Here is a 25,664-nt window from a genome sequence, read left to right on the forward strand (position 1 = left end):
TTTATTTACCAATTTAAATGCTTCTCGCTATTTGCAATGCTTCAAAAATAGCCCGTTTAGCATCAATAGCAGCAGCAAGTTTAGCGCCGCCAATAACATGTACTTTAGCGTTTTCGACCTGTGATTTTAATACTTCATCATTAGAAACTTGACCAATACATGCAATAACCGTATCAACCGCAAGCACTTGTGTTTCTCCTGCTACCGCTATAGTTAAACCATTATTATCAAAGCTTTGATACTGACAGTCAGCAATTTGTTTAACACCGTGCTGCTTTGCTACTTGACGGTGAATCCAACCTGTTGTTTTGCCAAGTTCACTACCAAACCGACCAGAACTTCTTTTAAGCATAAACAATTGGCGTTCGTCTTTGTGCGGTTGTGGCTTACACTCAATACCCCATTGCGATTTAAAGTCACTAATAGTTTGTGATTTATGCTCGCTTAAAAATGCCACCATATCAAAGCCGATACCGCCAGCCCCTAAAATAACAATGGACTTACCAAGCTCTACTTCACCACGTATTACTTCATCATAAGCAAACACTCGTTTGCCATCACTACACTTAATTGATGCTTCACGAGGGCGCACACCTGTTGCAAACACAATGTCATCGTAGTTGTTCAACATCGAGTCGTCATACGCTTTGCCTAGTTCAACATTTACCTTTAATCGCTCAAGCTCATTGGTAAAGTATGCCAATGTATGATTAAAATCTTCTTTACCAGGTATTTGCATTGCTAAGTTAAATTGACCACCCATTTGGTTTTTTTGATCAATTAACGTAACGTTATGCCCTTTTTGTGCCAAATAACAGCTAGCCGATAACCCAGCGGGGCCTGCTCCTACAACCAGTACATTTTTAGCTTTAGTGGCTTTTTCCAATGGGTAATCAAGTTCGAACGCAGCTTGAGGATTTACCAAACATGTAGCACGTTTATTTTTAAATACATGATCTAGACAACCTTGGTTACAACCAATACAAATATTAATTTGCTTTGATTGCTGATTAGCATACTTATTAAAAAACTCAGGATCTGCAAGTAATGGCCTCGCCATTGAAATTAGATCAGCTTCACCGGCACTTAAAATATCGTTTGCTATATCAGGGGTATTAATACGGTTTACCGCTATAACCGGAACATCCACTACATCTTTTAAACGTTTTGATGCTTCTTTAAATGCGCCCGGCGGTACCATACTCGCAATTGTTGGTACTCGTGCTTCGTGCCAACCAATGCCCGTATTAAAAATATCAACACCTGCTTTTTCAAGTTCAGTAGCTTGAATGACGACTTCATCTGGCGTTGAGCCATCTGGGATTAAATCGATTACCGATAGTCTAAAAATGATTAAAAACTTTTCAGAAACTTTTGCTCTAACCGCTTTAACTATTTCAAGAGCTAAACGCATTCTGTTTTCTAGGCTTCCACCAAATTCATCAGTGCGCTTATTTGTATGCGGAGCCATAAACTCATTGATTAAATACCCTTCTGAACCCATAACCTCTACGCCATCGTAGCCTGCTTTCTCAGCCATGTAAGCTGAGTGAGCAAAGTCTTTTATGGTTTTTTTAATCGAGCTAAGTGACATAGCTTTAGGTTTATAAGGATTAATAGGTGCTTTTATTGCACTAGGTGCTTGATTGAATGGATGATACGCGTAGCGACCAGCATGTAGTAACTGCAAACAAATTTTACCACCATGCTGATGTACAGCGTCTGTGTACGCACGGTGTTTAAATACATCGTAGTAGCTATTAAAAGAAGATGATACAGGCGTTAATTTGCCACGTAGATTAGGGCTGTAACCACCTGTAATAAGCATAGCAGTGCCACCTTTGGCGCGAGCTTCATAAAAGGCGCGTAAACGTTTACGGTTATGCCACCCTTCTTCTAAGCCGGTATGCATTGACCCCATTACTAAGCGGTTACGTAATTGTGTGTGTTTTAATTGTAGTTGTTGTTCTAACATCCTGTGCCTCGTTAACTGGTCTAACCTGTATACATTAACTAATTCTGCTTTAATGGCAAGTAATAAGCAATATGTGCCAGCATTTAATTAAAAATTGTAGTCGAAACTTACATTTATAGTCTCTCATAAACACTTCGTTACGATTTAGCAGTTAAATTTATTTTTATTCTAGGCTAAGATGGAACTAATGTATTAGCTGTACCAAATTAAGGAGCTATTTTGATAGCAAAGGTATTTAAAGGTATTTGGGCTGGAATAAACTTTTCTCGCCGTTTGATACTCAACATTTTGTTTTTATTACTGGTCATCGTTTTTTTTGTTTCACTATCAAGTGATGACGATGAAATAATTATAGAAAACGGTTCTGTGCTTAGGCTTAACCTCAATGGCCCCATTGTTGAAGAAAAAACATATGTTGATCCAGTAGAAGCAGCACTAAGCGATGCAACTTCTGGCTCTGAGGCACCAAGCGAAATTCTACTCGACGATGTTGTCGAAGTAATAAATGAAGCAACCAATGATGACCGTATTACTGTCATGCTGCTTGATTTACAAGAAATGCCTAAAGCGCATTTAAATAAACTCAAGCAAATTACTAATGCTATCGATGCATTTAAACAAGCAGGTAAAAAAGTTATTGCATCTGGGTATTACTATACTCAAGCGCAGTATTATATAGCATCGCACGCTGATGAAGTTGCAATGCACCCTTATGGAAGTGTAGCTATAGAAGGCTACGGCATGTATCCACTTTACTTTAAAGATGCTCTAGAAAAACTAGAAGTAACGCAGCATATTTTCCGTGTTGGTACATTTAAATCTGCGGTAGAGCCGTTTATCCGTAATGATATGTCTGATGCAGCTAAAGAAGCTAATAGTGTATGGTTAGGAGCGCTTTGGAGCGAGTACAAACACGATGTTTCAGCAGTACGCCCTTTTGATGAGTCTAACTTTGATGAAACAATGGATGTTTACCTTGCAAAAATGAAAGCAGCCGATGGCGATGCAGGTAAATATGCACTTGATCACCAGTGGGTTGATTCATTAAAAACAAATCAACAAGTTCGTCAACAATTAATAGAGTTAGTAGGCGCACAAGAAGATGGTAAAACATTTAAGCAAGTATCATTTCGTGAGTACTTAAGCTTAGTTAGACCGCCTATCGAATTTGATAATCCAATTACCGAAAAAGTGGCTGTAGTGGTTGCTAAAGGCACTATTGTAGATGGCGAACGTAAAGCAGGTGAAATTGGTGGTGATTCTACCGCTGCTCTACTTCGTAAAGCTCGCCTTGATGATAAAGTTAAAGCTGTTGTTCTTCGTATAGATTCAGGTGGCGGCAGCATGTTTGCTTCAGAAGTCATTCGCGCCGAAGTACTTGCATTAAAAGCAGCAGGTAAACCGGTTATTGCATCTATGAGCTCTGTTGCCGCTTCAGGCGGCTATTGGATTGCCTCAGCAGCTAACGAAATCTGGGCAGCACCAAGCACAATCACCGGTTCTATTGGTGTATTTGGTACATTTATGACATTTGAAAACACCCTGTCTAAAATTGGTGTTTATTCAGACGGCGTTGCTACAACCGAAATGGCTGGCTTTTCGATTACGCGTCCATTAAATGAAAAGATGGCAGAAGTTATTCAAATGAGTGTTGAAGAAGCTTACGGCCGTTTTTTAGCTGTGGTTGCCGATGCACGTAACATGACCCCGGAGCAAGTAGATAAAATTGCTCAAGGTCGAGTTTGGATTGCTTCTAAAGCGCAAGAGCTTGGCTTGGTTGATAAACTAGGTGATAAGCAAGACGCAATAAAAGCAGCCGCTGCACTTGCCAAGCTTAATCATTATGAAGTTAAAACAATCAAACAAGATTTAAGCCCGCAAGAGAAAATGATTCAAGATATTTTTGGTAACGCGTCAATTAAATCAATGCTTGGATTACAAACACAAAAAGCGTCGGTGTTAGCTACACAGGCTAATTTACAAAGTGTTATTAACCAATTAAGCACAGAAGTAGAAAACCTTAAAGATTATAACGATCCACAAGGCGTATACGCTCGCTGTTTAGTGTGTCGTGTTGCACAATAAAAGTGCACCTACGTTCCTAAGTAGCTGTATTTAGAGCTGCTTAACGCTATACTAAGCCCAGTTTTTTTACTGGGCTTTTTTATGAAACGTAAACGCATTTATATCGCTTACACTGGCGGTACTATAGGGATGAAAAAATCGAGCCGTGGATACATTCCGGCTGAAGGCTTTTTAACTGAAACTGTAGTTAATAACGCAGAATTTAATCGTGAAGAAATGCCTTTATTTGATATTCACGAATACTGCCCTCTTATCGACTCCTCCGATATGTCACCTGAGCATTGGCAACTTATTGCTAACGATATCAAGAGTAAATATCAAGATTATGATGGCTTTGTTGTGCTTCATGGCACAGATACAATGGCATACACTGCATCGGCACTGTCGTTTATGTTCGAGAACTTAACTAAACCCGTTATTGTTACTGGCTCACAAATACCGTTGTCTCAGCTGCGATCTGACGGGCAAGTGAACTTACTAAATGCAATGTATTTAGCTGCTAATTACCCTATCGCTGAAGTTAGCTTATTTTTTAATAATCAGTTATTTAGAGGTAATCGAGCAACCAAAGCACATGCAGATGGCTTTAATGCGTTTACATCGCCTAACCTTGAGCCTTTAGCATTATCTGGTATTAATATTCAGCTTATTAAAGGTCAGCTTAGCCCGTATGTTGAAAACGAGTTACAGGTAACCTCAATTACACCACAGCCAATTGGTGTACTTTATTTATACCCAGGTATAAGTAAAGAAGTGGTGGAAAGCCTAGTTAACGGCAGCATAAAAGCATTAGTATTACTCAGTTTTGGCGTAGGTAATGCCCCGCAAGATCCAGCTTTTTTAGCCATACTTGAGCAAGCGAGTAAACGTGGTGTAGTTATTATTAATTTAACCCAGTGCTTGAAAGGCCATGTAAATATGGGCGGCTATGCAACCGGCAATGCACTTTTAAATATTGGTGTAATTAGTGGTTACGATATGACTTTAGAGGCATGTTTGACTAAATTACATTACTTACTTAGCCAAAAGCTTGAAGTAGAAACTATACGCCATTTAATGCAAGACAATTTACGCGGTGAATTAAGCAGGTAACTTTTTTTACCAAAAAGCAAAAGGCACGCTATTTAGCGTGCCTTTAGTGTGTTACGTAACCAAATTTTGATTACGTAATAATTATCTAACTTTAGCGTCTAAATCGACTAAGTCAGTTAAGTGACAAGCCTCGCCACTGTGAGTTTTTACACCATGCTCACCAAAGTAATCACGCTGGGCTTGTACTAAATGCCCATTACTAGGTGTGGTAAGTGTTGCTAAATACGTTTGCGTAGCACCTAATACCGGAAATGCTAAACCAGTCATTACGGCTTGGCCGGTAATTTTGCGTAAAGAGTTTGACTCTTTTTCAAGGGTATCAATAAATTCAACACCTTGTGCAACACTATCTAAGTAGTCAGCACGGATAATACAACCCGCACGCCACGTTTGAAGTGTCTTAGATAAATCAACTTTCCACTGGTGAGTACGCGATGCACCTTTGATAAGTGCTAAGCCTTGGCGGTAAGCTAACAAACTTGCAAGTAAAAATGCGTCTTTTAACTCTTCTAAATCAATATCAACATTATTAGTAGATTTAGCTGCGTACGACATTTCTTGTGCAGCAGTTGTGTTACACGCGTTTGTTAAATGACGTGCCTGCACTGCAGCTACAAGTGATGGTACCGCAATACCTAGTTCTAATGCATTTTGTGCAGTCCAAAGACCGGTGCCCTTGGCGCCTACTTTATTATCAATTAAGTCAGCAAGAGGCACATTATTTTGATTTTCAAGTGATAAAATATGGCTAGAGATAGACAATAAGTAGCTATTTAATTGACCCTGAGACCAGTCGTTAAAAATTTCAGCAACTTCTTTAGGTGAACGGCCCGTGCCAATACGAAGTAGTTGATATACTTCAGCAATAAGCTGCATCAGGGCATATTCAATACCATTGTGAACCATTTTTACAAAATGACCACTGGCAGATTGGCCAACGCGTGCAAAACACGATTCACCATTAAAACTCGCAGCTGCTTTTTCAAACCACGGTTCAATTCTTCCCCAACCACCTTCAGAGCCACTGGCCATCATAGCTGGTCCGTGGCGAGCGCCTTCGGCCCCACCTGAGATGCCCATGGTGGCAAATTCAAATTTGTTTTGGTATTTAAGTTTACGCGTTATACCATCTTTATAATTGCTGTTACCGCAATCTACAATGATATCGTTACACTCTACGCCCGCTTCTACTAGTTCATTACAAACAGCATCAACTAGTTCTCCAGCAGGAACAAGTAATAAAATAGAACGAGGTGCTTCTAAACGCCTTACCATGTCTCTTAAATCAGAAACAATGTGAAGTCGTTCAGCCATGCCTTGAGATTTAGCACAGCTTAATAACTCTTCACCCGCATGTGGGTTTTTGTCATAAGCAACGAGCGTTATCCCTTTTTCAATCAAGTTTAGGGCAAGATTTTTCCCCATAACGCCTAACCCTACTAATGCAACTTGCATTTAGTGTCCTCCTCGGTAACAACTATTTGGTTAGAAAATTCAGTGTATAAATTAAATAATACCGCGTGCATTATACTCATGCAGTTATAAAATACTAACCACGAGTCAATACAACATGCTTTTTTATTACAGATAAATAAGCTACGTAATTATATCAAACATCAATGCCCTAAGGGTGACTAAAAGCAAGCTATTTGAAATTAAGATCATTGACGCATTCTGACACCGGTGTCATAATGATGACACAATAGTTTTGTATAAAATAGTGGTAAACCTTTGATGTTTGCCTACAACTAAAAACGTTTTATTCTAATATAGATATTTTTAGTAAACAAAATAACAGTCAACCTGCTTTCACCAAGCACACAGGAGAAATTGATGCTAAGACGCACAAAAATAGTCGCTACCCTTGGGCCTGCTACCGATAGAGATAACAACCTAGAAAAAATAATTATCGCTGGGGCCAATGTAGTACGTTTAAACTTCTCACATGGTGTTGCCCAAGATCATAAAGACCGTGCACAAGCAGTTCGTAATATCGCCAAAAAATTAGGTAAGCACATTGCAATTCTTGCAGACCTTCAAGGCCCTAAAATCCGTGTTTCTACTTTTAAAGAAGGTAAAGTAAACCTTGCCGTGGGTGCAAAATTTACTCTTGATGCAAAAATGGAAAAAGGCGAAGGCGATGTAAACGCTGTAGGTATTGATTATAAAGAATTACCACAAGATGTAACGCCAGGTGATTTACTACTGTTAAATGATGGTTTAATCCAACTTACTGTTGAAGAAGTTGATGGTCATTTAGTGCACTGTAGCGTAACTGTTGGCGGCGTATTATCTAACAATAAAGGTATTAACCGTTTAGGTGGTGGCTTAACTGCACCTGCATTTACTGAAAAAGATAAAGAAGATTTAATAACTGCGGCTGAAATTAACGTAGATTACATTGCAGTATCATTCCCACGTAGTGGTGACGATATGCGCTATGTACGCTCACTTGCTGAAGCTGCAGGCTCAAAAGCACAACTACTTGCAAAAATTGAACGTGCAGAAGCAGTTGAAACTCAAGAAGCTGTTGATGATATCGTTTTAGCGTCTGACGCTGTAATGGTTGCTCGTGGTGATTTAGGTGTTGAAATTGGTGATGCTGCTCTTATGGGTAAGCAAAAACTAATTATTCGTCGTGCTCGTTCATTAAACCGTACTGTTGTAACCGCAACACAAATGATGGAATCAATGATCGATAATCCTATGCCAACACGTGCAGAAGTTATGGATGTTGCAAATGCGGTACTTGATGGTACTGATGCGGTTATGCTTTCAGCTGAAACAGCTGCAGGCGATTACCCTGAAGAAACAGTAGCTACAATGGCACGTGTTTGTTTAGGTGCTGAATCTCAAAAAGAAACGCACGTATCTAAGCACCGTTTAGACAGCCGTTTTTCTAATAACGCAGAGTCAATTGCCCTTTCAGCTATGTATGCAGCTAACCACTTAGACTCTGTAAAAGCGATTGTTACGCTTACTGAGTCAGGTAGCACAGCTAAATTAATGTCGCGTATAAGCTCTGGTTTACCAATCTACTCGCTTTCACGTCACGCAAGTACACTTGGTCAAACAGCGCTTTACCGTGGTGTTTACCCTGTGCTTTTTGATTCAACAAAAACTGAAAAAGACGGCATGGTTAAAGCTGCACTTGATACGCTTGTAGCTCAAGGGTCATTACAGTCTGGCGATACAGTTATTATAACTCACGGTGATTCTATGGAAACTGTGGGCGCTACTAACACAATGAAAATTGTAACTGTAGCGTAATTTCTGCTTTGTATAAAAAATGCGAGCTAAGCTCGCATTTTTTATGTCTTTAAAATATCACACTAGCTCGCGAGTGCTGCTTTTACCTTGTCACGGTAGCTTCGGCTCACTTTAAGCTCTTGCCCGTTTTCAAGTACTAATAAATACTCACCACTTACTTGCGTAACCAGTTTACTTATTTGTTTTGTATTAACGATTGCACTGCGGTGTACGCGAACAAATAAATGAGGATCGAGCTCTTGCTCAAGTTCCTTCATTGTTTTTCGTAGTATGTGTGTTTGCCCGTCTTGGCAATGTAAACACATATAGTCACCGGCAGCATCTACCCACTGAATAGTGGCCACTGGCACACGTATTATTTCACCTTGCTCTTTTACAGCCAATGATTCTGGGTAACGTCTATCTGTTAGCGTATCGCCTGTGGCTAATTTTTTTAATATTTCTTCGCAATTATTACCAGTAATTCCGGCTACAAAACTCGCTAGTTTTTTCTTATGGACGTTGTCTTGCTGCGTTTTTAAATAGGTATGCACTTTTTCTACCGCCTGTTTTAGTCTGTTATCATCAACGGGTTTTAAAATGTAATCTAGCGCATGAATTTCGAACGCTTTAACAGCAAACTGATCAAAGGCAGTTACAAATACAATCGCAGGTAATGCTTTTGTACTTTCGCTTAGCGCTCTTGCTACTTCAAAACCATTCATGCCTGGCATTTGAATATCTAAAAATACTAAATCTATTTGTTCACTTTGACACATTTCAATTGCATCTGCGCCTGAGCTGCACAATTTTATCACTTCAATATCAGCAAAATCTTCAAGTCTTACTGCTAAACCTTTTCTTGCTAAGGGTTCGTCATCAACGATAAGTGTTTTTATTTTAGTCATTTCTTCACAGCCTTTTCAAACGGTACTCGCAGATTAACTTTTAATCCACTTGGCGTATTATGTGATAATACAAACGAATAATTATTTTCATACAACGTTTTTAATCTATCCTTGGTGTTAGCAACCCCTACCCCTTGGGCATTTACTAGCTGGCCATCAAGTATTTCAGTGCCAGGGCCATTATCGCCAACTTCTAATAATAATTCGTTTGCAAATACTTGTGCTTTTATATCTATCACACCACCTTGCGCTAAATGGGCAATAGCGTATTTAATTGCGTTTTCAATTATTGGTTGCAAAATTAAGCTTGGCACTAATGCCTCTTTAGCTTGCTCGCTTATATCTACATTTACTTTTAATCGTTCGTCAAAACGTACCCGCTCTATTTCAAGGTAGAGCATTAATGCATGTAACTCTTGCTCAAGTGGTACTTTTTTAATTGGATCAGTATTTAGTGTATAGCGTAAGAAGTCACTTAGTCTTGCTACCATTAAGTTAGCATCTTTGTTTTCTTTCACCAAAATTAATGTAGAAATAGCGTTTAGTGTATTGAATAGAAAATGAGGGTTAAGCTGATACCTAAGCATTTTTAATTGCGCTTCATGTGCCATAGTCGTGGCTTTTAGCGCTTTTTGTCGTTCACTTTGTAATAGCTGGTAATATTTAACGCCAAAGTACAAACCACTCCAACATAGAATAATATAAACAGAATCTAAGCCTTGTTGTAGGTAATAAAACCACTCTTCGGGCCTATAACCATGGCGGTATATTTCCCATAAATTAAACTTTTGAACAACCGCCCATAAAGTGCCCGTTATATACGAAGCACCAAATACAACAATCATTAACACCCAAGGCGAGGCGTTCCAAATTTTACGATAAATGTACCTTAGTGGCACTGTCATTAAACAGCCGGCATACGCATTAAGTAAAATAACAAATACGTATATGTCGCGCATTTCAAATACTTTAGAGCCAATGTAATTTACTAACGCATAACCAATCCAACCTGCAATTTGCAAAAGCCAAAAAAAGCGTTGTCTGTTATCGACTAAGGATTGCCAGTTCAAAATTTACATTTACTCCGTATAGTTAAATACTAACTTTATATTAGGTGCGTTTATTTTTATTTATTGCTTATTGTTTATTGTTTAAAGTCAGCTTTCATTATTATATAGATTTATCCGTTTGCTTAGCAGTACCACCTATCTTGCTTTATGCGAGTCTTACCGCAAACTTTTATCATCGCACTAAAAAAGCGAAAGGTTTTGGCCTTTCGCTTTTTGAATTAAGGTCGCTTAGTAAGACTTAAGCGAGTTTATCTGATGCAACTTTATAGGTTGGATCTTCAATCACATTAACTTCAACTAAATCACGCGCTTTATGTAATAACTGTGTACAGTCTTTACTTAAGTGGCGTAAATGAAGTTGTTTACCTGCTTTAGTGTATTTATCTGCAAGGCTGTCTATTGCTTCTATTGCACTATGATCAGAAACACGACTGTGTTTAAACTCTACTATCACGTCTTTAGGGTCGTTTTTAACATCAAATAGCTCCGCAAAGTTTTTGACTGAGCCGAAAAATAACGGCCCGTGAAGCTCATATACTTTAGCGCCCTGTTCATCGATATAGTTTGTAGTATAGATGTGTTTTGCATGCTGCCAAGCAAACACTAATGCAGATACAATTACACCTACACACACTGCAATTGCTAAGTCAGTTACCACGGTTACACCTGATACAAGCACAATAACAAATGCGTCAGATAGCGGTACACGCTTCATCATCTTAAAGCTTGCCCACTCAAATGTACCTAACACAACCATAAACATAACACCCACTAAGGCAGCAAGTGGAATCATTTCAATTAAGCTCGAGGCAAAAATAATAAAGGCAAGTAACATTAATGCGGCGCTAATTCCTGATAAACGCGAGCGACCACCAGAATTAATATTGATCATTGATTGACCAATCATTGCACAACCACCCATCGCACCAAAAAAACCACACGTTACATTTGCAGCACCTTGGCCGATACATTCTTTGTTAGAATGACCGCGAGTTTCAGTAATTTCATCTATTAAGCTCAGTGTTAATAATGATTCGATTAGGCCAATAGCTGCTAAAATAAGCGCATATGGAAAAATAATATAGAGGGTATCTAGAGTAAACGGTACCATAGGGATGTGAAATTCAGGTAAGCCACCGGCAATGGTTGCCGCTTCATTTCCAGTCATACCTTTTAAGAAATCAAGTACGGTGTGTGCTTCTAAATCAAAACCAATTACTAAACCTGTTACGGTTACAATAGCCACCAAAGAAGAAGGCACAGCAGTAGTTAATTTTGGTAAAAAATGAATTATAGCCATAGTCAATGCAACTAAGCCAAGCATGATATAAAGCGGATTGCCTGTCATCCATTGCTGTCCACCGGCACCATCAGGCACTTTAAATTGCCCTAATTGTGCTAAAAATATAACAATAGCTAAACCGTTTACAAAACCGAGCATTACCGGATGAGGAACCATACGAATAAATTTACCGAGCTTGAAGACCCCTGCGAGAATTTGCAGTATTCCCATGAGTAATACGGTTGCAAACAGGTACTCAACACCATGATCAAGTACTAAACTTACCATTACAACAGCAAGTGCACCGGTAGCACCTGAAATCATCCCAGGACGGCCACCAAATATTGCCGTAATTAAACCAACGATAAACGCGGCATATAGACCAACTAAAGGTTCTACATTTGCAACAAAGGCAAACGCAACAGCTTCTGGTACCAAGGCAAGTGCCACGGTTAAACCAGATAGAATATCGTTTTTAGCAGAGCTTGGGGCTCTACTGAGTAAGTTAAACATCGAGTTCCTCAGGTGTTATAGGTATCAAAAAAAGCGCTAAATTCTATCAAATTAGCGCTCAGTTAACAATTGTCATTATGTGGTTAAGCTAAGATTTAACCTAACAAGAAGTGCTTTTTATAAAGGAAGAGAAGTACTGCGTTTTACACACGTCATTGTTACGTTTGAATGAACTTCTTGTACGTATTCTAAGCTTAATAGGTTATCGCGTACAAAATGCTCGTAGCCTTCAATGCCTTGAGAAATTATGCGTAACATAAAATCCATAGTGCCGGCCATTGTGTAGCATTCAGTTACTTCATCGTAACTCATAATTAGTTTTTCAAACTCAGCAAGGTTCTTTTTACCATGATTAGATAAGCGAACATGTGCATAAACAAGCATATCAAAGCCAAGCTTTTTCTCATCTAAAAGAGCCACTTTGCTTTTTATATACCCGTCTTGCTCAAGCTTAGCAATTCGGCGCCAGCATGGAGACTGAGACAAACCTACTTTATCTGCAATTTCTGCAGTCGATAAACTAGCATCTTGTTGTAAAAGTGCCAATATTTGGCGATCTACGTGATTTAGAGACATTTTATTTCTTATTTATCAAATAAACTGGTTAAATTATACAGCTCTTTTAAAAAACAGTCTGCATATTTTTAATTTTTTATAACCATTTTAAGCATTAGGTGACGCTATTTAGCCAAATTTACCGCTTACAAAAGGGTTTGTTTGTTTTTCAAAACCCACAGTGGTGTCGCTTCCATGTCCGGATAAAATTTTTGTGTTATCTGGTAAGGTAAGAATGTGTGCTTTTATCGACTCTATAAGTTGCTTACTATCCCCTTTAGGAAAGTCTGTACGCCCTACTGAGCCTTTAAATATGACATCTCCGACAATCACAGTTTCGTGTTGTGGTTGGTAAAAAACAATATGCCCTGGCGTGTGTCCTGGGCAATGTTTAACAACAAAGCTAAGCTTACCTACACTTACAACATCGTCATGATTTAGCCATATGTCAGGGTAAAACGGGGTAATTTGTGCAAAGCCAAACATTTGAGCTTGCATTGGTAAGTTTTCAAACCAGAAGACTTCATCTTTCTGAGGACCAATTAGTTGTACATTAAAGTACTTGCGCAGTGTATCGGCGCCACCAACATGATCTAAGTGCCCATGCGTTAACCAAATAGCTTTTAAATCTAACTGCCTGTCATTGAGTGCTGTAATTATCTTATCAGTATCGCCACCTGGATCTATAACAACTGCTTGATTGGTTTGCGTACATATAACAATTCGGCTATTTTGAGCAAATGGGGTAACTGGTATAGTAATAACTTGCATGTTATATCTCTTTACTCTTTTGATCTGGAATAACAACAGGCTCTTCAAATGACATAAGTATTGGGTATTGTAAATATGCTTTGTCGTAAAATGGGCTTTGTTCATATAGCCAATCTAGGCGTGCATCGGCATCCTCAGAAAATGACTTATCCTTTAATTTTTCGTCAAATTTAAGTGCAAGCTTAGGATTATCTTTAAGCATTTGGCGAGCAAAGGGTATAAGTGCATAATTTTCCATGTATTCGGTTCGCTGAAAAATAGTATTAAACTCGCCCCACGCAAAAAATGAATCCGGCGCTTCTGGGTGTAATAAATGAACTGCCAACTCACCGGCCTTTTGCTGTGTATTAACTTGATACCATCCATCTAAATCAACATTTATCGCAGGGACATAATCAAAACTTGCCGATACCCTAAAGCGTCCTTCAAATGGTGCTTTATCAAATGCATAGTCAATAACCTTAGCCTTTTTTAAAGGCTGTGTATTTGCACCTTCTAGCTTATTAACTGATACTCCATGTAACTTTAGCTTTTCAATAATATTGCTATATACTGGTGGAATAAAAAACGCCTTTGGCACTTCTACTGTGCTGATGACTTCTTTTTGCCAATATATTGGTAAATCTGAATAAGTGTGGGCTTTTCCTAAATACTTAACCTCATTTTGCCCTGAGAGCGCGCTCATAGTAGTAGAATACTCAATACCTTTAAATTCACTTATAAAATCTGCTTGCTTTGAATAACCACGTTTAACTATTAGCTGTTTAGGTACAAATTCTTGTTCTTTTTTTACCGCATTCGCTAGTTCATGGCTATGTTTTGATAACGCACTAATCGCACCATCTAAAAATACATAAGTACCTAAAACGCGTTGTTTGTAAGGTTTTAATGAATGGTTTTCGACTAATATTGTTGGTAATGACTTTAAATCTCCCCATCCATTTGAAAATCGAGGCGTCGCTACCCAGCCCGCTAGCCCTTTTTTAAAATCGCGTTTATCCATAACAAATACAAGTTGCCCAGGGGTGTGCCCCTGCTCGGCAAGCTTTTCATCTATTAACGGCTTAAAGTAATGATTTAATGTATCTGATACTGCCGGAGACTCACTCGCAAATACAGGGTTATACCCGTACGTCACATCGTACTGGTAATCTGCGCCATCAGTTACGTGAACATCAACATATAAATTTGGGTTATAGGCATTAATAATCTTTAAAACGCTTTTGACTTCGGGGGTATCTAATTTAGTAAAATCACGATTTAGATTGAGGTTATTAGAGTTCGTACGAAAACCCATTTTTGCAGGGCCACGCTGATTTATCCGATTAAACGCACTGCTTCGCTCGTGCCCATCGACATTTAAAATAGGAATAAATAATATATTTACCTTTTTTAATATATCGCGGCGTTTTCCTGTTGCAATATCACGTAGCAACATAAACATAGCATCTTTACCATCTATCTCACCGGCATGAATACCAGCTTGAATAAAAATAGTCGGTTTAGTGCTATTGGCCATTTGCCCAGCGTCAAAAAAGCCTTGCTCGCTTGCAACCAACATCTTTATTGCACGCTTACTATTGCTGTAACCTATAGTTTGAGACTTAAATTGAGTGGGGTTTGCTGCCACTAGCCTATCTACAAATGCCATCGTGTCTTCGTAGTTTGGTGATATTTCACCTGCAGATAGCTCAAAGTCTGTTGTTAACGGACCTTCTTTTTGTAGTAACTCACTACTTTTACCTTGCCACTGTATGAGTGGTGGTAAATGTGCGTCATACGCCACACTTGCAGACAGCACTAAAAGACTTGCAATCATATTATTCTCAACCTAACGCCTCAATAGCAAAATTATATCAATTAAACTTTTTTATATTATAAAACTGCGGTGATTCAACAAAAATACACAGCCAGTAACCGTAATTTATTGAACCTATCGACCTAAATTCATTAAAACAAGTTTGTATGCTGATTTTATATAATAAAAAATATATTTCACTAATCAAAATAACAGACCGTAAACTTTAAAGATGATTAACTAATTATTTGAAATATATTACTTTAATTGGCTATTTTTAATGAGGCCAAGTTTACTGACGTGTCAAAAAACACCTTATGTCATGAAATTAAGCTAATCAAAGCCAAAAAAATTCAGGCACAAAAAAAGGAGCCATGGGCTCCTTTTTAATACTTATATGAAAAAACTTAAGCTGCCGCTAGGCCTTCTTTTGCTTTTTCTACAAGCGCTGCAAATGCAACTTGGTCGTAAACAGCGATATCTGCAAGGATCTTACGATCGATTTCTACAGACGTCTTTTTAAGACCATTGATAAAACGGCTGTAAGACAGACCATTTTGACGTGAAGCTGCATTGATACGTGCAATCCATAATTGACGGAAAGTACGTTTCTTCGCACGGCGGTCACGGTAAGCGTATTGACCCGCTTTAGTAACAGCCTGGAAAGCTACGCGGTAAACACGTGAACGTGCTCCGTAGTAACCTTTCGCTTGTTTTAAAACTTTTTTGTGACGTGCACGTGCGACAACGCCGCGTTTAACTCTTGCCATTTCTAAAAACCCCTATTAAGCGAATGGTAACATACGTGAAACTAGACCATGGTCATTCTTATGAACCATCATCTTAGGACGTAGGTGTAACTTACGCTTAGAAGTTTTCTTAGTCAGAATATGACGAAGATGCGCTTGTTTACGCTTGAAACCGCCAGAAGCAGTCTTTTTGAAACGCTTAGCAGCGCCACTGTGACTTTTTAGCTTATAAGCCATTGCAATAACTCCAAATGTATTGCTTTAAAATTAGTAAGCAGGCGTGAGATATATTTCTATAGCTCCACTTTTAGGCCTAACTTACTGCCATATTCCGGTGAAAACCCAGCATAAATGCCGCAATTTTACTTTAAAACCGGTTAGCACAGGTGAATATTTGCATATTACTTGAGCACCTGAGCTAAATTCGGTGCGTATTATCGCTTAAAAATTATTTTTTAGCAACAGGCGCCATCATCATAACCATTTGGCGGCCTTCAACACGATTTGGGAAAGACTCAACTACTGCTAACTCTTCTAAATCGGTTTTGATACGGTTTAATAATTCTATACCAATTTCTTGGTGAGCCATTTCGCGACCACGGAAGCGGATCGTAATTTTAGCTTTATCGCCAGCTTCTAAGAACTTACGTAAGTTGCGCAGCTTAACCTGATAGTCACCTTCATCCGTGCCTGGACGGAATTTGATTTCTTTAATCTGGATTTGCTTTTGCTTCTTCTTCTGCTCTTTTAGTTCTTTGCTTTTTTCAAAGATGAACTTACCGTAGTCCATAACCTTACAAACAGGCGGCTCAGCATTTGGGCTAATCTCTACCAGATCAACACCCGCTGCATCAGCCATAGCTTGTGCGTCTTTTAATGACTGAATTCCAGCTTGTTCGCCGTCGATGTCGATTAAACGAACTTCTTGAGCTGTAATTTCTTCGTTAATACGATTTTTTTGAGCTGTTTGTTGCCCTTTCTTGCCGCCTCTAATAGTACGTTCCTCCAAGAATATCAATAATATAAGTGTGTAGTTTGGCTGTTTGTATATGCCCTACACACTCGATTTTTTTACTGTCGATTTTTAATTTCTTCGCTGATCTTAGCTACAAAATCATCAACATTAAATTTGCCTAGGTCTTCACCTGTGCGAGTACGTACTGCTACTTCTTGTTGCTCAACTTCTTTATCGCCAACAACCAGTAAGTAAGGAATACGCTTAAGTGTATGTTCTCGGATTTTAAAGCCAATCTTCTCATTTCTCAAGTCAGCAGCGGCTCTAATTCCAAGTTTATTTAATTTTTGTACAATTTCATGCACGTAATCTGCTTGTTTATCGGTAATATTCATAATTACCACTTGCTTTGGTGCAAGCCACGTTGGGAATAAACCAGCATACTCTTCAGTTAAAATACCAATAAAGCGCTCAATTGAGCCTAATATAGCACGGTGTATCATAACAGGAGTGCGTCGTTCGTTGTTTTCAGCTACATAAGTAGCCCCTAAACGACCCGGTAATGCAAAATCTAGTTGCACTGTACCACACTGCCACGCTCTGTCTAAACAATCGTACAAAGTAAATTCAATCTTAGGGCCATAAAACGCCCCTTCACCCGGAAGGTAATCAAATTCAATGTCGTTTGCTTTAAGAGCATCAGCTAATGCAAGCTCAGCTTTATCCCACACGTCATCGTCGCCAATGCGTTGTTCTGGGCGAGTTGAAAGCTTAACTACAATCTTTTCAAAACCAAACGTCTCATATGTATCATAAACCATCTTAATACACGCTGACACTTCGTCCATTACTTGTTCTTCAGTACAGAAAACGTGAGCGTCATCTTGTGTAAAGCCACGTACACGCATTAAGCCATGTAGTGCACCAGATGGTTCATTTCGGTGACAACAGCCAAACTCAGCCATACGTAGTGGTAAATCACGGTACGATTTTAAACCTTGGTTAAATATTTGAACGTGACCTGGGCAGTTCATTGGTTTAATTGCGTATTCACGCTTTTCAGACTCAGTGGTAAACATGGCGTCTGAATATTTTTCCCAGTGACCTGATTTTTCCCATAATGAACGGTCCATCATCATTGGACCTTTTACTTCTTCGTAGCTGTATTCACGTAATTTTTCACGTACAAACTCTTCAAGCTCACGGTAAATGCTCCAACCATCGTTGTGCCAAAATACCATGCCTGGCGCTTCTTCTTGCCAGTGCCATAAATCAAGCGCTTTACCAATACGACGGTGATCGCGTTTTTCAGCTTCTTCTAAACGCTTTAAGTACGCTTTAAGTTGCTTTTTATCGCCCCACGCTGTGCCATATATACGTTGTAGCATTTTGTTTTCAGAATCACCACGCCAGTATGCGCCTGCCACTTTCATTATTTTGAAGTTTTGGCAGAATTTCATGTTTGGTACGTGAGGTCCACGACACATGTCTACATATTCTTCGTGATGATATAATCCTGGACGGTCATCTTTTGCAATGTTCTCGTCCAAAATTTCAATTTTGTATATTTCGCCACGCGCTTCAAATGTATCGCGAGCTTCTTGCCAGCTTACTGTTTTTTTCACTACGTCGTAGTTTGTTTTTGCAAGTTGAAGCATACGCTTTTCAATGGCGTCTAAGTCATCTTGTGACAAAGAGTGTTCCATATCGATATCGTAGTAAAAACCGTTATCAATAGTTGGACCAATAGCCATTTTAGCTTCAGGGAAAAGTTGCTTAACTGCATGTCCAATCAAGTGAGCACATGAGTGGCGAATAATTTCTAGGCCGTCGTCATCTTTAGCGGTGATGATTTCAAGACGAGAGTCTTCGCTAATTAGGTCACACGCATCAACACGATCGCCATTAACACGACCTGCAATGGTTGCCTTAGCTAGACCAGGGCCAATATCGTTTGCTACATCAAGAGTACTTACAGGGTTTTCGAAACTACGCTGACTGCCGTCAGGGAGAGTAATAACTGGCATTATAAATCCTTACATACAGTGGTGACACCTACAATGTATCACGTGTATTTTCTAATAAAATTAAATGAGAATGACTCGACAACGCTCTTACGAATAAGCATTGACTATTTTTCGCCTTAGTTGGCTATGTAGATGCTGAGTCTGCTCAACTACAAAAAAGATATTGTCGCGTGATAGAGTAACAATTACAAGTTTAAAGCGCCTACATTCAGTGTTATTTTACCTTATTAAGCTATTTTTAGTGCTGCGTTACGTAATTTAAATCAATAATGTGACAATTTTAAATATCGCATTAATTAAACAACAGTTAATTGCTTGTCCTCGCAATTTAATAGAGGTTGGGTATAATACGTGGCAATTAAGTTATATTAGAGAACAGCAATGAGAACATGTGGTGTAGAAATTACCGGTAGTGACGTACTACTTTGTATTTTAAGTAAAGATAATGACGTATTTGATATTCGCGATGTGCGCCAAACACGTTTTACCTTAGGTAATGGCAATGACACTGAAGTAATGCGCAAATTTCAATTTGATTTTGCAAAACTAATGCAAGATTACCAAATTGACTCTGTAGCCATTCGCGAACGCCAGCCAAAAGGTAAATTTGCAGGCAGCGCTAAAGGTTTCAAAATGGAAACTGCTATTCAGTTAATTGAAAACTTAGATGTTCGCGTGTTCTCAACAACCGAGATTAAAGAGCAGGTTAAGCGTAACCCTATCCCTATTGCTTTTGAAGAAACCGGCCTTAAAAAATATCAAGAAAATGCATTTGTTAATGCCTACGTATACATAATGAAAAAAACGTACCGTAGCGACGAAATGTAATTTAAGGCTTTAAAAAGCTTAGCAGTAAAAACGTGCCCAAGTGGCGCGTTTTTTTGTACCTACTAAGTAACGACTAAGAAGCGCCGCCCTAAGACATTAGTCTAAACATACTTCTCTTTGTCGACAATATGTGTTTATTTAAACTTTAGTTTATGTTCTTCACACACATCGACACGGAGAAAACACATGCACACACAACATAAAGCGGTTAAAGAAGTAGAACTAATAAATACGTTGCCGTTGTCAAAAAGCTACTTTAAAGGCTCACAAAACACACCATTAACAAATAAAACCATTGGGGCGTACTTTGACTTTATTGTCGACAAAAACCCTAATTCACTCGCAGTAGTAGTAAATCATCAAAACATTCGTTTAACCTATATGGAGTTTCAAAAAGAAGTAAATCAACTCGCTATGGGGTTATTAGCCATAGGCGTTAAACCAGGAGAACGGGTAGGAATATGGTCACCTAATAATATTCAGTGGTGCTTAACTCAATTTGCTACCGCAAAAATTGGTGCCATTATGGTATGCATCAACCCAGCCTATCGGCCAAACGAGCTTCAATTTGCATTAAATAGCGTTGAGTGCTCAACACTCATTACCGCTTCACAATTTAAAGGCAGCAACTATATAGACATGCTAAATAGTTTAGCGCCAGAACTTAAACATTGTGACAATGGCAAACTTTCAGCTCAAGCCTTACCCAGTCTTAAAAATGTGATCCGTATTGGTGATGAAGCAAGCGCCGGTATGTTTTCGTTTTCAGATATTATGAAAATGGCCACTCCTGCTCAAGAGCTTGAACTTAATGCTATTGCAGCAAATTTAAATGCCGAACAGGACATAAATATTCAATTTACTTCGGGCACAACAGGTAACCCAAAAGGCGCAACACTTACTCATAAAAACATATTAAACAATGCGCTATTTGTAGCAGAATCTATGCATTTTACAGAGCAAGACAAGCTATGTATTCCCATTCCATTATATCACTGCTTTGCAATGGTGCTTGGCAGTTTGTTATGTGTTGCCAAAGGAGCTGCAGCCATTTACCCAAGTGATTCGTTTGATGCAAAAACAACGCTTGATGTAATTGAACAAGAAGGCTGTACAGCACTGCACGGTGTTCCCACTATGTTTATTAGTCAACTTGAGCTCAGCACATTTAATGAATATGACTTAAGGTCACTTAGAACGGGGGTTATGGCAGGCTCTACTTGCCCTGAGCAAATCATGCGTAAAGTTCAAACCCAGATGAATATGCATCAGGTTTTAATTGCATATGGGCAAACAGAATGCAGCCCTATAAATAATATAACTGAAACAGACTCATCAATAGAGCGCCAAGTAACCACCGTTGGGCGCGCCCTTGCACATACTGAGGTTAAAATTATTGATGAACTGGGTAATATTCAAAAAATAGGTTTACCCGGTGAAGTATGCTCTAAAGGCGCAGGCATAATGCGCTGCTATTGGAATGACAAAGAAAAAACAAAAGCCACAATAGATAGTGACGGCTGGCTTCATTCAGGCGATTTAGGTGTTATGGATAGCGAAGGGTTTGTAAGTATCGTTGGGCGAATTAAAGACATGATTATTCGTGGTGGTGAAAACGTCTACCCTCGAGAAATAGAAGAGGTCCTTTATACGTACCCTGGTATACAAGACGCCGCTATATTTGGTATTAGCGATGAAAAATACGGTGAAGAAGTGTGTGCGTGGATTCAACCAAAAGAAGATGCAATACTTGATGAGCAAGCAATTCGTGCGTTTTTAAAAGACAAACTAGCCTACTTTAAAATGCCTAGATATATTCGTTTTGTAGAGAGCTACCCAATGACAGTAACAGGCAAACTACAAAAATTCAAAATGCGTGAGCAAATGCAAGAAGAACTCTCAGACAAAGCCTTCTCTTAAAAACAGTCTCTAAACACCAAAAAGCTCAGCATTTGCTGAGCTTTTTGGTGTTTTTTCATTTACTCTGCAGGGCGGTATTGCTGCTGAACGCCTGTTAAAAACAAACGCAGTATTTGATCGTTACACACTCGGTAATGCTTGTTTTCTACCTTACGAGAAAACGCACTTAATTCGTGTTTACTTAAATCAAAGTCAACTAATGCAAGCGTTGCTATTACATCTTCTGCTTTCATGTTTAGCGCAATACGCAGCTTCATAAAAATAATATTATTATTTAGCTTACTTTCTGGTATTGGTTGCTCACCGTCACGCTTACCACGTTTGGTATTAATAAATCCGTTTAAGAACGTTGCAAACTCAGTGTCTGAAATTTTAACAAACTCTTGCTCACCCTCTTTTGTTAACCATGCAATGACTTGCTCTGTGGTTACTGTGGCCTCTGCTGCAGCAAAAATATCAACCATGGCAGTATCTGTTAAATTAAAGGTGTAGCGAAGACGGCGTAAAATATCGTTATTTGTCAAAGTAATTTCCTGAGTAAGGGGTTGTAAGGCTAACCAATAGCGCTCAACATTTTATAAGCGCGCAGTTTAACAGCTTTACAAACCCGACCCTATTATTTTAGTAAGGTTAATTGCCAAGTACCTTGGCGGGATCGACACGTGTAGCTTGCCAAGCAGGGTAAATAGTAGCAAAAATTGCTAATACAAAAGTGACTATTACAGTTATACCAATATCGCTAAGTACTAATTTACTTGGTAAAAACTCAATAAAGTACACGCCTTCAAGCGGGTTAGCACCAAATAATTGGCTTAACCAAGTAAATAGTTCACTGATATTTAATGCAAGTACTACCCCAACTAAAGTACCGAGAAGCACACCAACTAAAGCCTGCGTTAAACCTTGCATTACAAAGGTAGCTAAAATAGTGCTGTCTTTAGCGCCCATGGTTTTTAAAATTGCTATATTGCCTTGTTTTTCGCGTACTTCCATGACAAGCGATGACACAATATTAAAACTCGCTACAGCAATTATTAAAAACACCACAATATAAACAATAGTGCGCACCATTTGAATATCTTGATACAAGCTGCCCTGCGTTCTAAACCAACTAGACACATAAACATAATCACTAATACTTTGCCCTACTTTGAGCGCAATTTGATGAGCCGAAAACACATCATCAACACTCAAGCGTAGCCCAGTGACTTGGCTGCTATCGTAACCTAAAACGCTTTGTGCTTTATTTAAATGAATAAACGCAGCAGTGCTATCTATTGGACCACCCATTTCTATTATGCCAGCTAAAGTGAGCGTTACGCGTTTAGGTGCAAGTAGTGATTGCCCTTTTTGACTTATTTGAGGAATTAATAAAGTGACATTATCGCCAATGTGAGCATCAAGCTGCACAGCTATTTGCTTACCTAAAATCACATCGTCTAGGCCAAGCTGACTTACTAAAGTACCGTGTGAAAACTGATTAACAGCCGATACATTTCCTTCGAGTGATGGTTCCACACCTCTTATTTCAACTGCTTTTAATTGGCTTTTATATTGTGCCATACCATTTACAGCTATAAATGGGGCAGCACCTGTTACATGTGGCTGCTGCTCTAATCGCTCAACTTTTTCAGGCCAATTGGCAATTGGCCTGCTTGGCGCTACATACTCTACTTGCGGTACAACACTTAATAAGCGATGCACTAATTGTTGCTCAAAGCCATTTATTACCGACAGTGCAACAATTAAAACCGCAACCCCTAGTAAGATCCCCACAGTAGAGGCTTTAGCTATGAAACTAACAAACCCGTTTTTTTCGTCTTTATGGCCTGAATATGCTCTAAAGCGTTCACTTAAAAATGCACTAAGCAACATGCTGCGACTCTTTAATTAATAATTTTCCGTCGTCTAAATATGCTATTTTTCCAAGCTTATCAGCGAGTTCTAAATCGTGTGTTACAACCACAAAACTGGTATTTAAGCTCTGGTTTAGCTCATTAATTAAATCGTAAATTTTAATCGCATTTTGTTTATCTAAATTACCAGTTGGTTCATCAGCAAGTACTAATGCCGGTTTAGTTACCAAAGCACGTGCTATAGCAACGCGTTGACGCTCACCACCAGAAAGTGCTGAAGGTTTATGCGCACTTCTATACGCAAGGCCAACTTTATCTAGCATCTCCAGCGCTTGTACTTTTGCAGCCTTTGCGCTTAACCCTTTAATAAGCAGTGGCATTGCTACGTTTTCTACGGCACTAAATTCCATTAATAAATGATGGAACTGATAGATAAAGCCTAAGTTTTGATTTCTAAATGCGGCTTGTTGCGTGCGTGAGAGCTTAGCTACTTCTTGGTTTTTAATTTTTGCACTGCCCGAAGTTGCGCTATCAAGGGTGCCTAAAATATGCAACAACGTACTTTTACCAGAGCCGGAGCTGCCTACAATAGCGAGCATTTCTCCTTGCTGTAGTGCTAAATCAACACCTTTTAAAACTTCAACTTGGTTGCTGCCATCTTGATAAACTTTACTTAAATTTTCGCAGCTAATAACTAAATCATTCATAACGCAGTACCTCTGCTGGTTTTACTTTTGCGGCTTTACGCGCAGGATATAAAGTAGCTAAAAAGCTCATTGCAATACTACCTAATGCAATAATAGTAAGGCTTAATACATTAAATTTAACCGGAAGCTCAGCCCCCGCTAATAAATTCAAGCCTACAAAAGCCAGTAGTTCGTTAATATATAAACTAAATATCACACCTAAAAAAGCGCCAATAGCAGTGCCTATTACACCGTTATATAACCCTTGTACCATAAATACTTTTTGCACTTGTGAGGGCGTTAAACCAAGGGTTTGTAAAATAGCGACTTCACCTTGTTTCTCGCTCACCATCATTGTGAGCGCCGAAACAATATTAAACACAGCCACAAGGACTATAAGCCCAAGCAACATAGTCATAATACGTTTTTCCATTGCTACAGCAGCAAAAAGTGTTCCTTGAGTGCTGCGCCAATCGGTATAGGTATACTCTTTTAAAATAAACTGGCTTGCTTTAATAAATTCATCGAGCTCAAAAGGCTCATACAGCGATACGCTTAAATTAGGCGCAGTATTTGTACTTAACTTTAAAACCCGTTGTAACGATGCACCGCTTGTAAATGCAAGCCCCATGTCTATTTCAGAACCGGTTTCGTAAATAGCTGCCACTTTAAATAAACGTTGGCTAGGCACACGACCAAGGGGCGTATATGTTGAGGCATTAGGCATAATTACACGAAGCTTCTCGCCTACTCCTACCCCTAATTTTCGGCTCAAGTAACGGCTAATTGCAATGTTGTAATTACTGTTCACAACGCTTTGCCAGTCACCTTGAACTATTTTATCCGTCACTTTATAAATCGAGCCGTTGTCGTCAAATAAACCTTGTAATAACACACCGTGAAGGTCGTTGTTAGTTTGCAATATAGCTTCGCCGTGCCTATAAAGGCTGACATGATTTACATAAGGAGATTGCTCTAAGCTTGATTTAAGCTCTGTCATTTGTGCGTTGGTGTGTTTGTTTGCTTGAACCTCTACGTGCGGTATAAGTCCAAGCATGTTTGTTTTAAGGCTATGCTCAAAGCCATTCATTACACTACTTACAGTAAATAAAGCCATTAAACCAATAGCAATACCGGCAATAGAAAAAAACGAAATAAACGATATAAACGCGTTCCCTTTTGAGGAGCGGCTGTATCTAAGTCCTATAAATAAGCTAACCGGTTGAAACATATTATTTAAAACATTTATGTTAAAAGTGTGCGGCTATAGTAGCACGAAGTTAGCGCCATTGAATATGACCATAAATGTAAGAAATAATTTATAAATCTGAGGCTTGGCTGATTT

21 protein-coding genes are annotated in these 25,664 nt (G+C 38.9%); 5 read left to right on the forward strand and 16 right to left on the reverse strand.

The annotated features are described in order from the left end of the window. Positions 1-13 precede the first annotated feature (13 nt). Positions 14-1,975: an NADPH-dependent 2,4-dienoyl-CoA reductase gene (locus J8L71_RS08455; RefSeq protein ID WP_211000155.1), complete on the reverse strand. Its 1,962-nt coding sequence runs from the start codon at positions 1,973-1,975 to the stop codon at positions 14-16. A gap of 219 nt (positions 1,976-2,194) precedes the next feature. Here J8L71_RS08455 and sppA point away from each other — a divergent pair, with 219 nt between their 5' ends. Both sppA and ansA read left to right on the forward strand, forming a co-directional pair. After that, positions 2,195-4,060, forward strand: a complete 1,866-nt coding sequence (sppA, locus tag J8L71_RS08460) for a signal peptide peptidase SppA (protein WP_211000156.1) — start codon at positions 2,195-2,197, stop codon at positions 4,058-4,060. An 81-nt stretch (positions 4,061-4,141) separates the two neighbouring features. Then, positions 4,142-5,152: an asparaginase gene (ansA, locus tag J8L71_RS08465; RefSeq protein ID WP_138683616.1), complete on the forward strand. Its 1,011-nt coding sequence runs from the start codon at positions 4,142-4,144 to the stop codon at positions 5,150-5,152. A gap of 81 nt (positions 5,153-5,233) precedes the next feature. Here ansA and gndA read toward each other — a convergent pair whose 3' ends face one another. Continuing rightward, positions 5,234-6,607, reverse strand: coding sequence for an NADP-dependent phosphogluconate dehydrogenase (gene gndA, locus J8L71_RS08470; protein ID WP_211000157.1), 1,374 nt, complete (start codon positions 6,605-6,607; stop codon positions 5,234-5,236). Positions 6,608-6,985: 378 nt separating this feature from the next. Here gndA and pyk point away from each other — a divergent pair, with 378 nt between their 5' ends. Then, positions 6,986-8,422, forward strand: a complete 1,437-nt coding sequence (pyk, locus tag J8L71_RS08475) for a pyruvate kinase (protein ID WP_211000158.1) — start codon at positions 6,986-6,988, stop codon at positions 8,420-8,422. A 62-nt stretch (positions 8,423-8,484) separates the two neighbouring features. Here the strand turns inward: pyk and J8L71_RS08480 are convergent, their stop codons facing one another. The 10 genes from J8L71_RS08480 to thrS all read right to left on the reverse strand — a co-directional run bounded on the left by J8L71_RS08480 (position 8,485) and on the right by thrS (position 19,029). Continuing rightward, entirely contained in the window at positions 8,485-9,309 is an 825-nt protein-coding gene (locus J8L71_RS08480) for a LytTR family DNA-binding domain-containing protein (RefSeq protein ID WP_211000159.1), read from the reverse strand. Further along, positions 9,306-10,379 (reverse strand): histidine kinase, encoded by a 1,074-nt coding sequence (locus J8L71_RS08485; RefSeq protein WP_058549093.1) that lies wholly within the window; start codon positions 10,377-10,379, stop codon positions 9,306-9,308. The genes J8L71_RS08480 and J8L71_RS08485 overlap by 4 nt, the downstream gene beginning before the upstream one ends. A 238-nt stretch (positions 10,380-10,617) precedes the next feature. Continuing rightward, the gene (locus J8L71_RS08490; RefSeq protein ID WP_211000160.1) at positions 10,618-12,174 is read right to left on the reverse strand and encodes a SulP family inorganic anion transporter; all 1,557 of its coding nucleotides are present in this window, start codon (positions 12,172-12,174) and stop codon (positions 10,618-10,620) included. A gap of 117 nt (positions 12,175-12,291) precedes the next feature. Next, the gene (locus J8L71_RS08495) at positions 12,292-12,750 is read right to left on the reverse strand and encodes an Lrp/AsnC family transcriptional regulator (protein ID WP_002960703.1); all 459 of its coding nucleotides are present in this window, start codon (positions 12,748-12,750) and stop codon (positions 12,292-12,294) included. Between the two features lie 108 nt (positions 12,751-12,858). After that, positions 12,859-13,500: an MBL fold metallo-hydrolase gene (locus tag J8L71_RS08500; RefSeq protein WP_211000161.1), complete on the reverse strand. Its 642-nt coding sequence runs from the start codon at positions 13,498-13,500 to the stop codon at positions 12,859-12,861. Between the two features lies 1 nt (position 13,501). Beyond that, positions 13,502-15,319: a M14 family metallopeptidase gene (locus J8L71_RS08505; protein ID WP_211000162.1), complete on the reverse strand. Its 1,818-nt coding sequence runs from the start codon at positions 15,317-15,319 to the stop codon at positions 13,502-13,504. Between the two features lie 386 nt (positions 15,320-15,705). Continuing rightward, positions 15,706-16,068 (reverse strand): 50S ribosomal protein L20, encoded by a 363-nt coding sequence (rplT, locus tag J8L71_RS08510; RefSeq protein ID WP_004587841.1) that lies wholly within the window; start codon positions 16,066-16,068, stop codon positions 15,706-15,708. Positions 16,069-16,083: 15 nt separating this feature from the next. Then, complete coding sequence (gene rpmI, locus J8L71_RS08515; protein WP_002960713.1) at positions 16,084-16,284, reverse strand: 50S ribosomal protein L35; 201 nt, start codon at positions 16,282-16,284, stop codon at positions 16,084-16,086. A 211-nt stretch (positions 16,285-16,495) separates the two neighbouring features. Then, positions 16,496-17,056, reverse strand: a complete 561-nt coding sequence (gene infC, locus J8L71_RS08520; protein WP_008466946.1) for a translation initiation factor IF-3 — start codon at positions 17,054-17,056, stop codon at positions 16,496-16,498. Between the two features lie 62 nt (positions 17,057-17,118). After that, a complete protein-coding gene (thrS, locus tag J8L71_RS08525) occupies positions 17,119-19,029 on the reverse strand; it encodes a threonine--tRNA ligase (RefSeq protein WP_211000163.1) in 1,911 nt (636 codons plus the stop codon). Positions 19,030-19,410: 381 nt separating this feature from the next. Here thrS and J8L71_RS08530 point away from each other — a divergent pair, with 381 nt between their 5' ends. Both J8L71_RS08530 and J8L71_RS08535 read left to right on the forward strand, forming a co-directional pair. After that, positions 19,411-19,857, forward strand: a complete 447-nt coding sequence (locus J8L71_RS08530; protein WP_058403926.1) for a DUF3010 family protein — start codon at positions 19,411-19,413, stop codon at positions 19,855-19,857. 186 nt (positions 19,858-20,043) lie between these two features. Continuing rightward, a complete protein-coding gene (locus J8L71_RS08535) occupies positions 20,044-21,777 on the forward strand; it encodes an AMP-binding protein (RefSeq protein WP_211000164.1) in 1,734 nt (577 codons plus the stop codon). A 59-nt stretch (positions 21,778-21,836) separates the two neighbouring features. On the opposite strand, the gene J8L71_RS08540 is transcribed toward J8L71_RS08535, so the two are convergent. The 4 genes from J8L71_RS08540 to J8L71_RS08555 form a co-directional block, all read right to left on the reverse strand. Then, positions 21,837-22,301 (reverse strand): DUF1456 family protein, encoded by a 465-nt coding sequence (locus J8L71_RS08540; RefSeq protein ID WP_211000165.1) that lies wholly within the window; start codon positions 22,299-22,301, stop codon positions 21,837-21,839. A gap of 106 nt (positions 22,302-22,407) precedes the next feature. Further along, positions 22,408-23,652: a lipoprotein-releasing ABC transporter permease subunit gene (locus tag J8L71_RS08545; RefSeq protein ID WP_211000166.1), complete on the reverse strand. Its 1,245-nt coding sequence runs from the start codon at positions 23,650-23,652 to the stop codon at positions 22,408-22,410. Continuing rightward, positions 23,642-24,340, reverse strand: coding sequence for a lipoprotein-releasing ABC transporter ATP-binding protein LolD (gene lolD / locus J8L71_RS08550; protein ID WP_211000167.1), 699 nt, complete (start codon positions 24,338-24,340; stop codon positions 23,642-23,644). The genes J8L71_RS08545 and lolD overlap by 11 nt, the downstream gene beginning before the upstream one ends. After that, the gene (locus tag J8L71_RS08555; RefSeq protein ID WP_211000168.1) at positions 24,333-25,550 is read right to left on the reverse strand and encodes a lipoprotein-releasing ABC transporter permease subunit; all 1,218 of its coding nucleotides are present in this window, start codon (positions 25,548-25,550) and stop codon (positions 24,333-24,335) included. The genes lolD and J8L71_RS08555 overlap by 8 nt, the downstream gene beginning before the upstream one ends. Between the last annotated feature and the right edge of the window lie 114 nt (positions 25,551-25,664).

It is taken from the genome of Pseudoalteromonas sp. MMG007, assembly GCF_018100985.1.
Lineage (GTDB): Bacteria > Pseudomonadota > Gammaproteobacteria > Enterobacterales > Alteromonadaceae > Pseudoalteromonas.

Excerpts from the sequence above, each read along its gene's own strand:
- J8L71_RS08490 (WP_211000160.1), bottom strand. The coding sequence starts at position 12,174 with ATGTTTAACTTACTCAGTAGAGCCCCAAGCTCTGCTAAAAACGATATT.
- J8L71_RS08535 (WP_211000164.1), top strand. The coding sequence starts at position 20,044 with ATGCACACACAACATAAAGCGGTTAAAGAAGTAGAACTAATAAATACG.
- pyk (WP_211000158.1), top strand. The coding sequence starts at position 6,986 with ATGCTAAGACGCACAAAAATAGTCGCTACCCTTGGGCCTGCTACCGAT.
- J8L71_RS08530 (WP_058403926.1), top strand. The coding sequence starts at position 19,411 with ATGAGAACATGTGGTGTAGAAATTACCGGTAGTGACGTACTACTTTGT.
- J8L71_RS08555 (WP_211000168.1), bottom strand. The coding sequence starts at position 25,550 with ATGTTTCAACCGGTTAGCTTATTTATAGGACTTAGATACAGCCGCTCC.
- gndA (WP_211000157.1), bottom strand. The coding sequence starts at position 6,607 with ATGCAAGTTGCATTAGTAGGGTTAGGCGTTATGGGGAAAAATCTTGCC.
- rplT (WP_004587841.1), bottom strand. The coding sequence starts at position 16,068 with ATGGCAAGAGTTAAACGCGGCGTTGTCGCACGTGCACGTCACAAAAAA.
- J8L71_RS08500 (WP_211000161.1), bottom strand. The coding sequence starts at position 13,500 with ATGCAAGTTATTACTATACCAGTTACCCCATTTGCTCAAAATAGCCGA.
- lolD (WP_211000167.1), bottom strand. The coding sequence starts at position 24,340 with ATGAATGATTTAGTTATTAGCTGCGAAAATTTAAGTAAAGTTTATCAA.
- ansA (WP_138683616.1), top strand. The coding sequence starts at position 4,142 with ATGAAACGTAAACGCATTTATATCGCTTACACTGGCGGTACTATAGGG.
- J8L71_RS08480 (WP_211000159.1), bottom strand. The coding sequence starts at position 9,309 with ATGACTAAAATAAAAACACTTATCGTTGATGACGAACCCTTAGCAAGA.
- J8L71_RS08545 (WP_211000166.1), bottom strand. The coding sequence starts at position 23,652 with ATGTTGCTTAGTGCATTTTTAAGTGAACGCTTTAGAGCATATTCAGGC.
- rpmI (WP_002960713.1), bottom strand. The coding sequence starts at position 16,284 with ATGGCTTATAAGCTAAAAAGTCACAGTGGCGCTGCTAAGCGTTTCAAA.
- J8L71_RS08495 (WP_002960703.1), bottom strand. The coding sequence starts at position 12,750 with ATGTCTCTAAATCACGTAGATCGCCAAATATTGGCACTTTTACAACAA.
- J8L71_RS08455 (WP_211000155.1), bottom strand. The coding sequence starts at position 1,975 with ATGTTAGAACAACAACTACAATTAAAACACACACAATTACGTAACCGC.
- J8L71_RS08505 (WP_211000162.1), bottom strand. The coding sequence starts at position 15,319 with ATGATTGCAAGTCTTTTAGTGCTGTCTGCAAGTGTGGCGTATGACGCA.
- thrS (WP_211000163.1), bottom strand. The coding sequence starts at position 19,029 with ATGCCAGTTATTACTCTCCCTGACGGCAGTCAGCGTAGTTTCGAAAAC.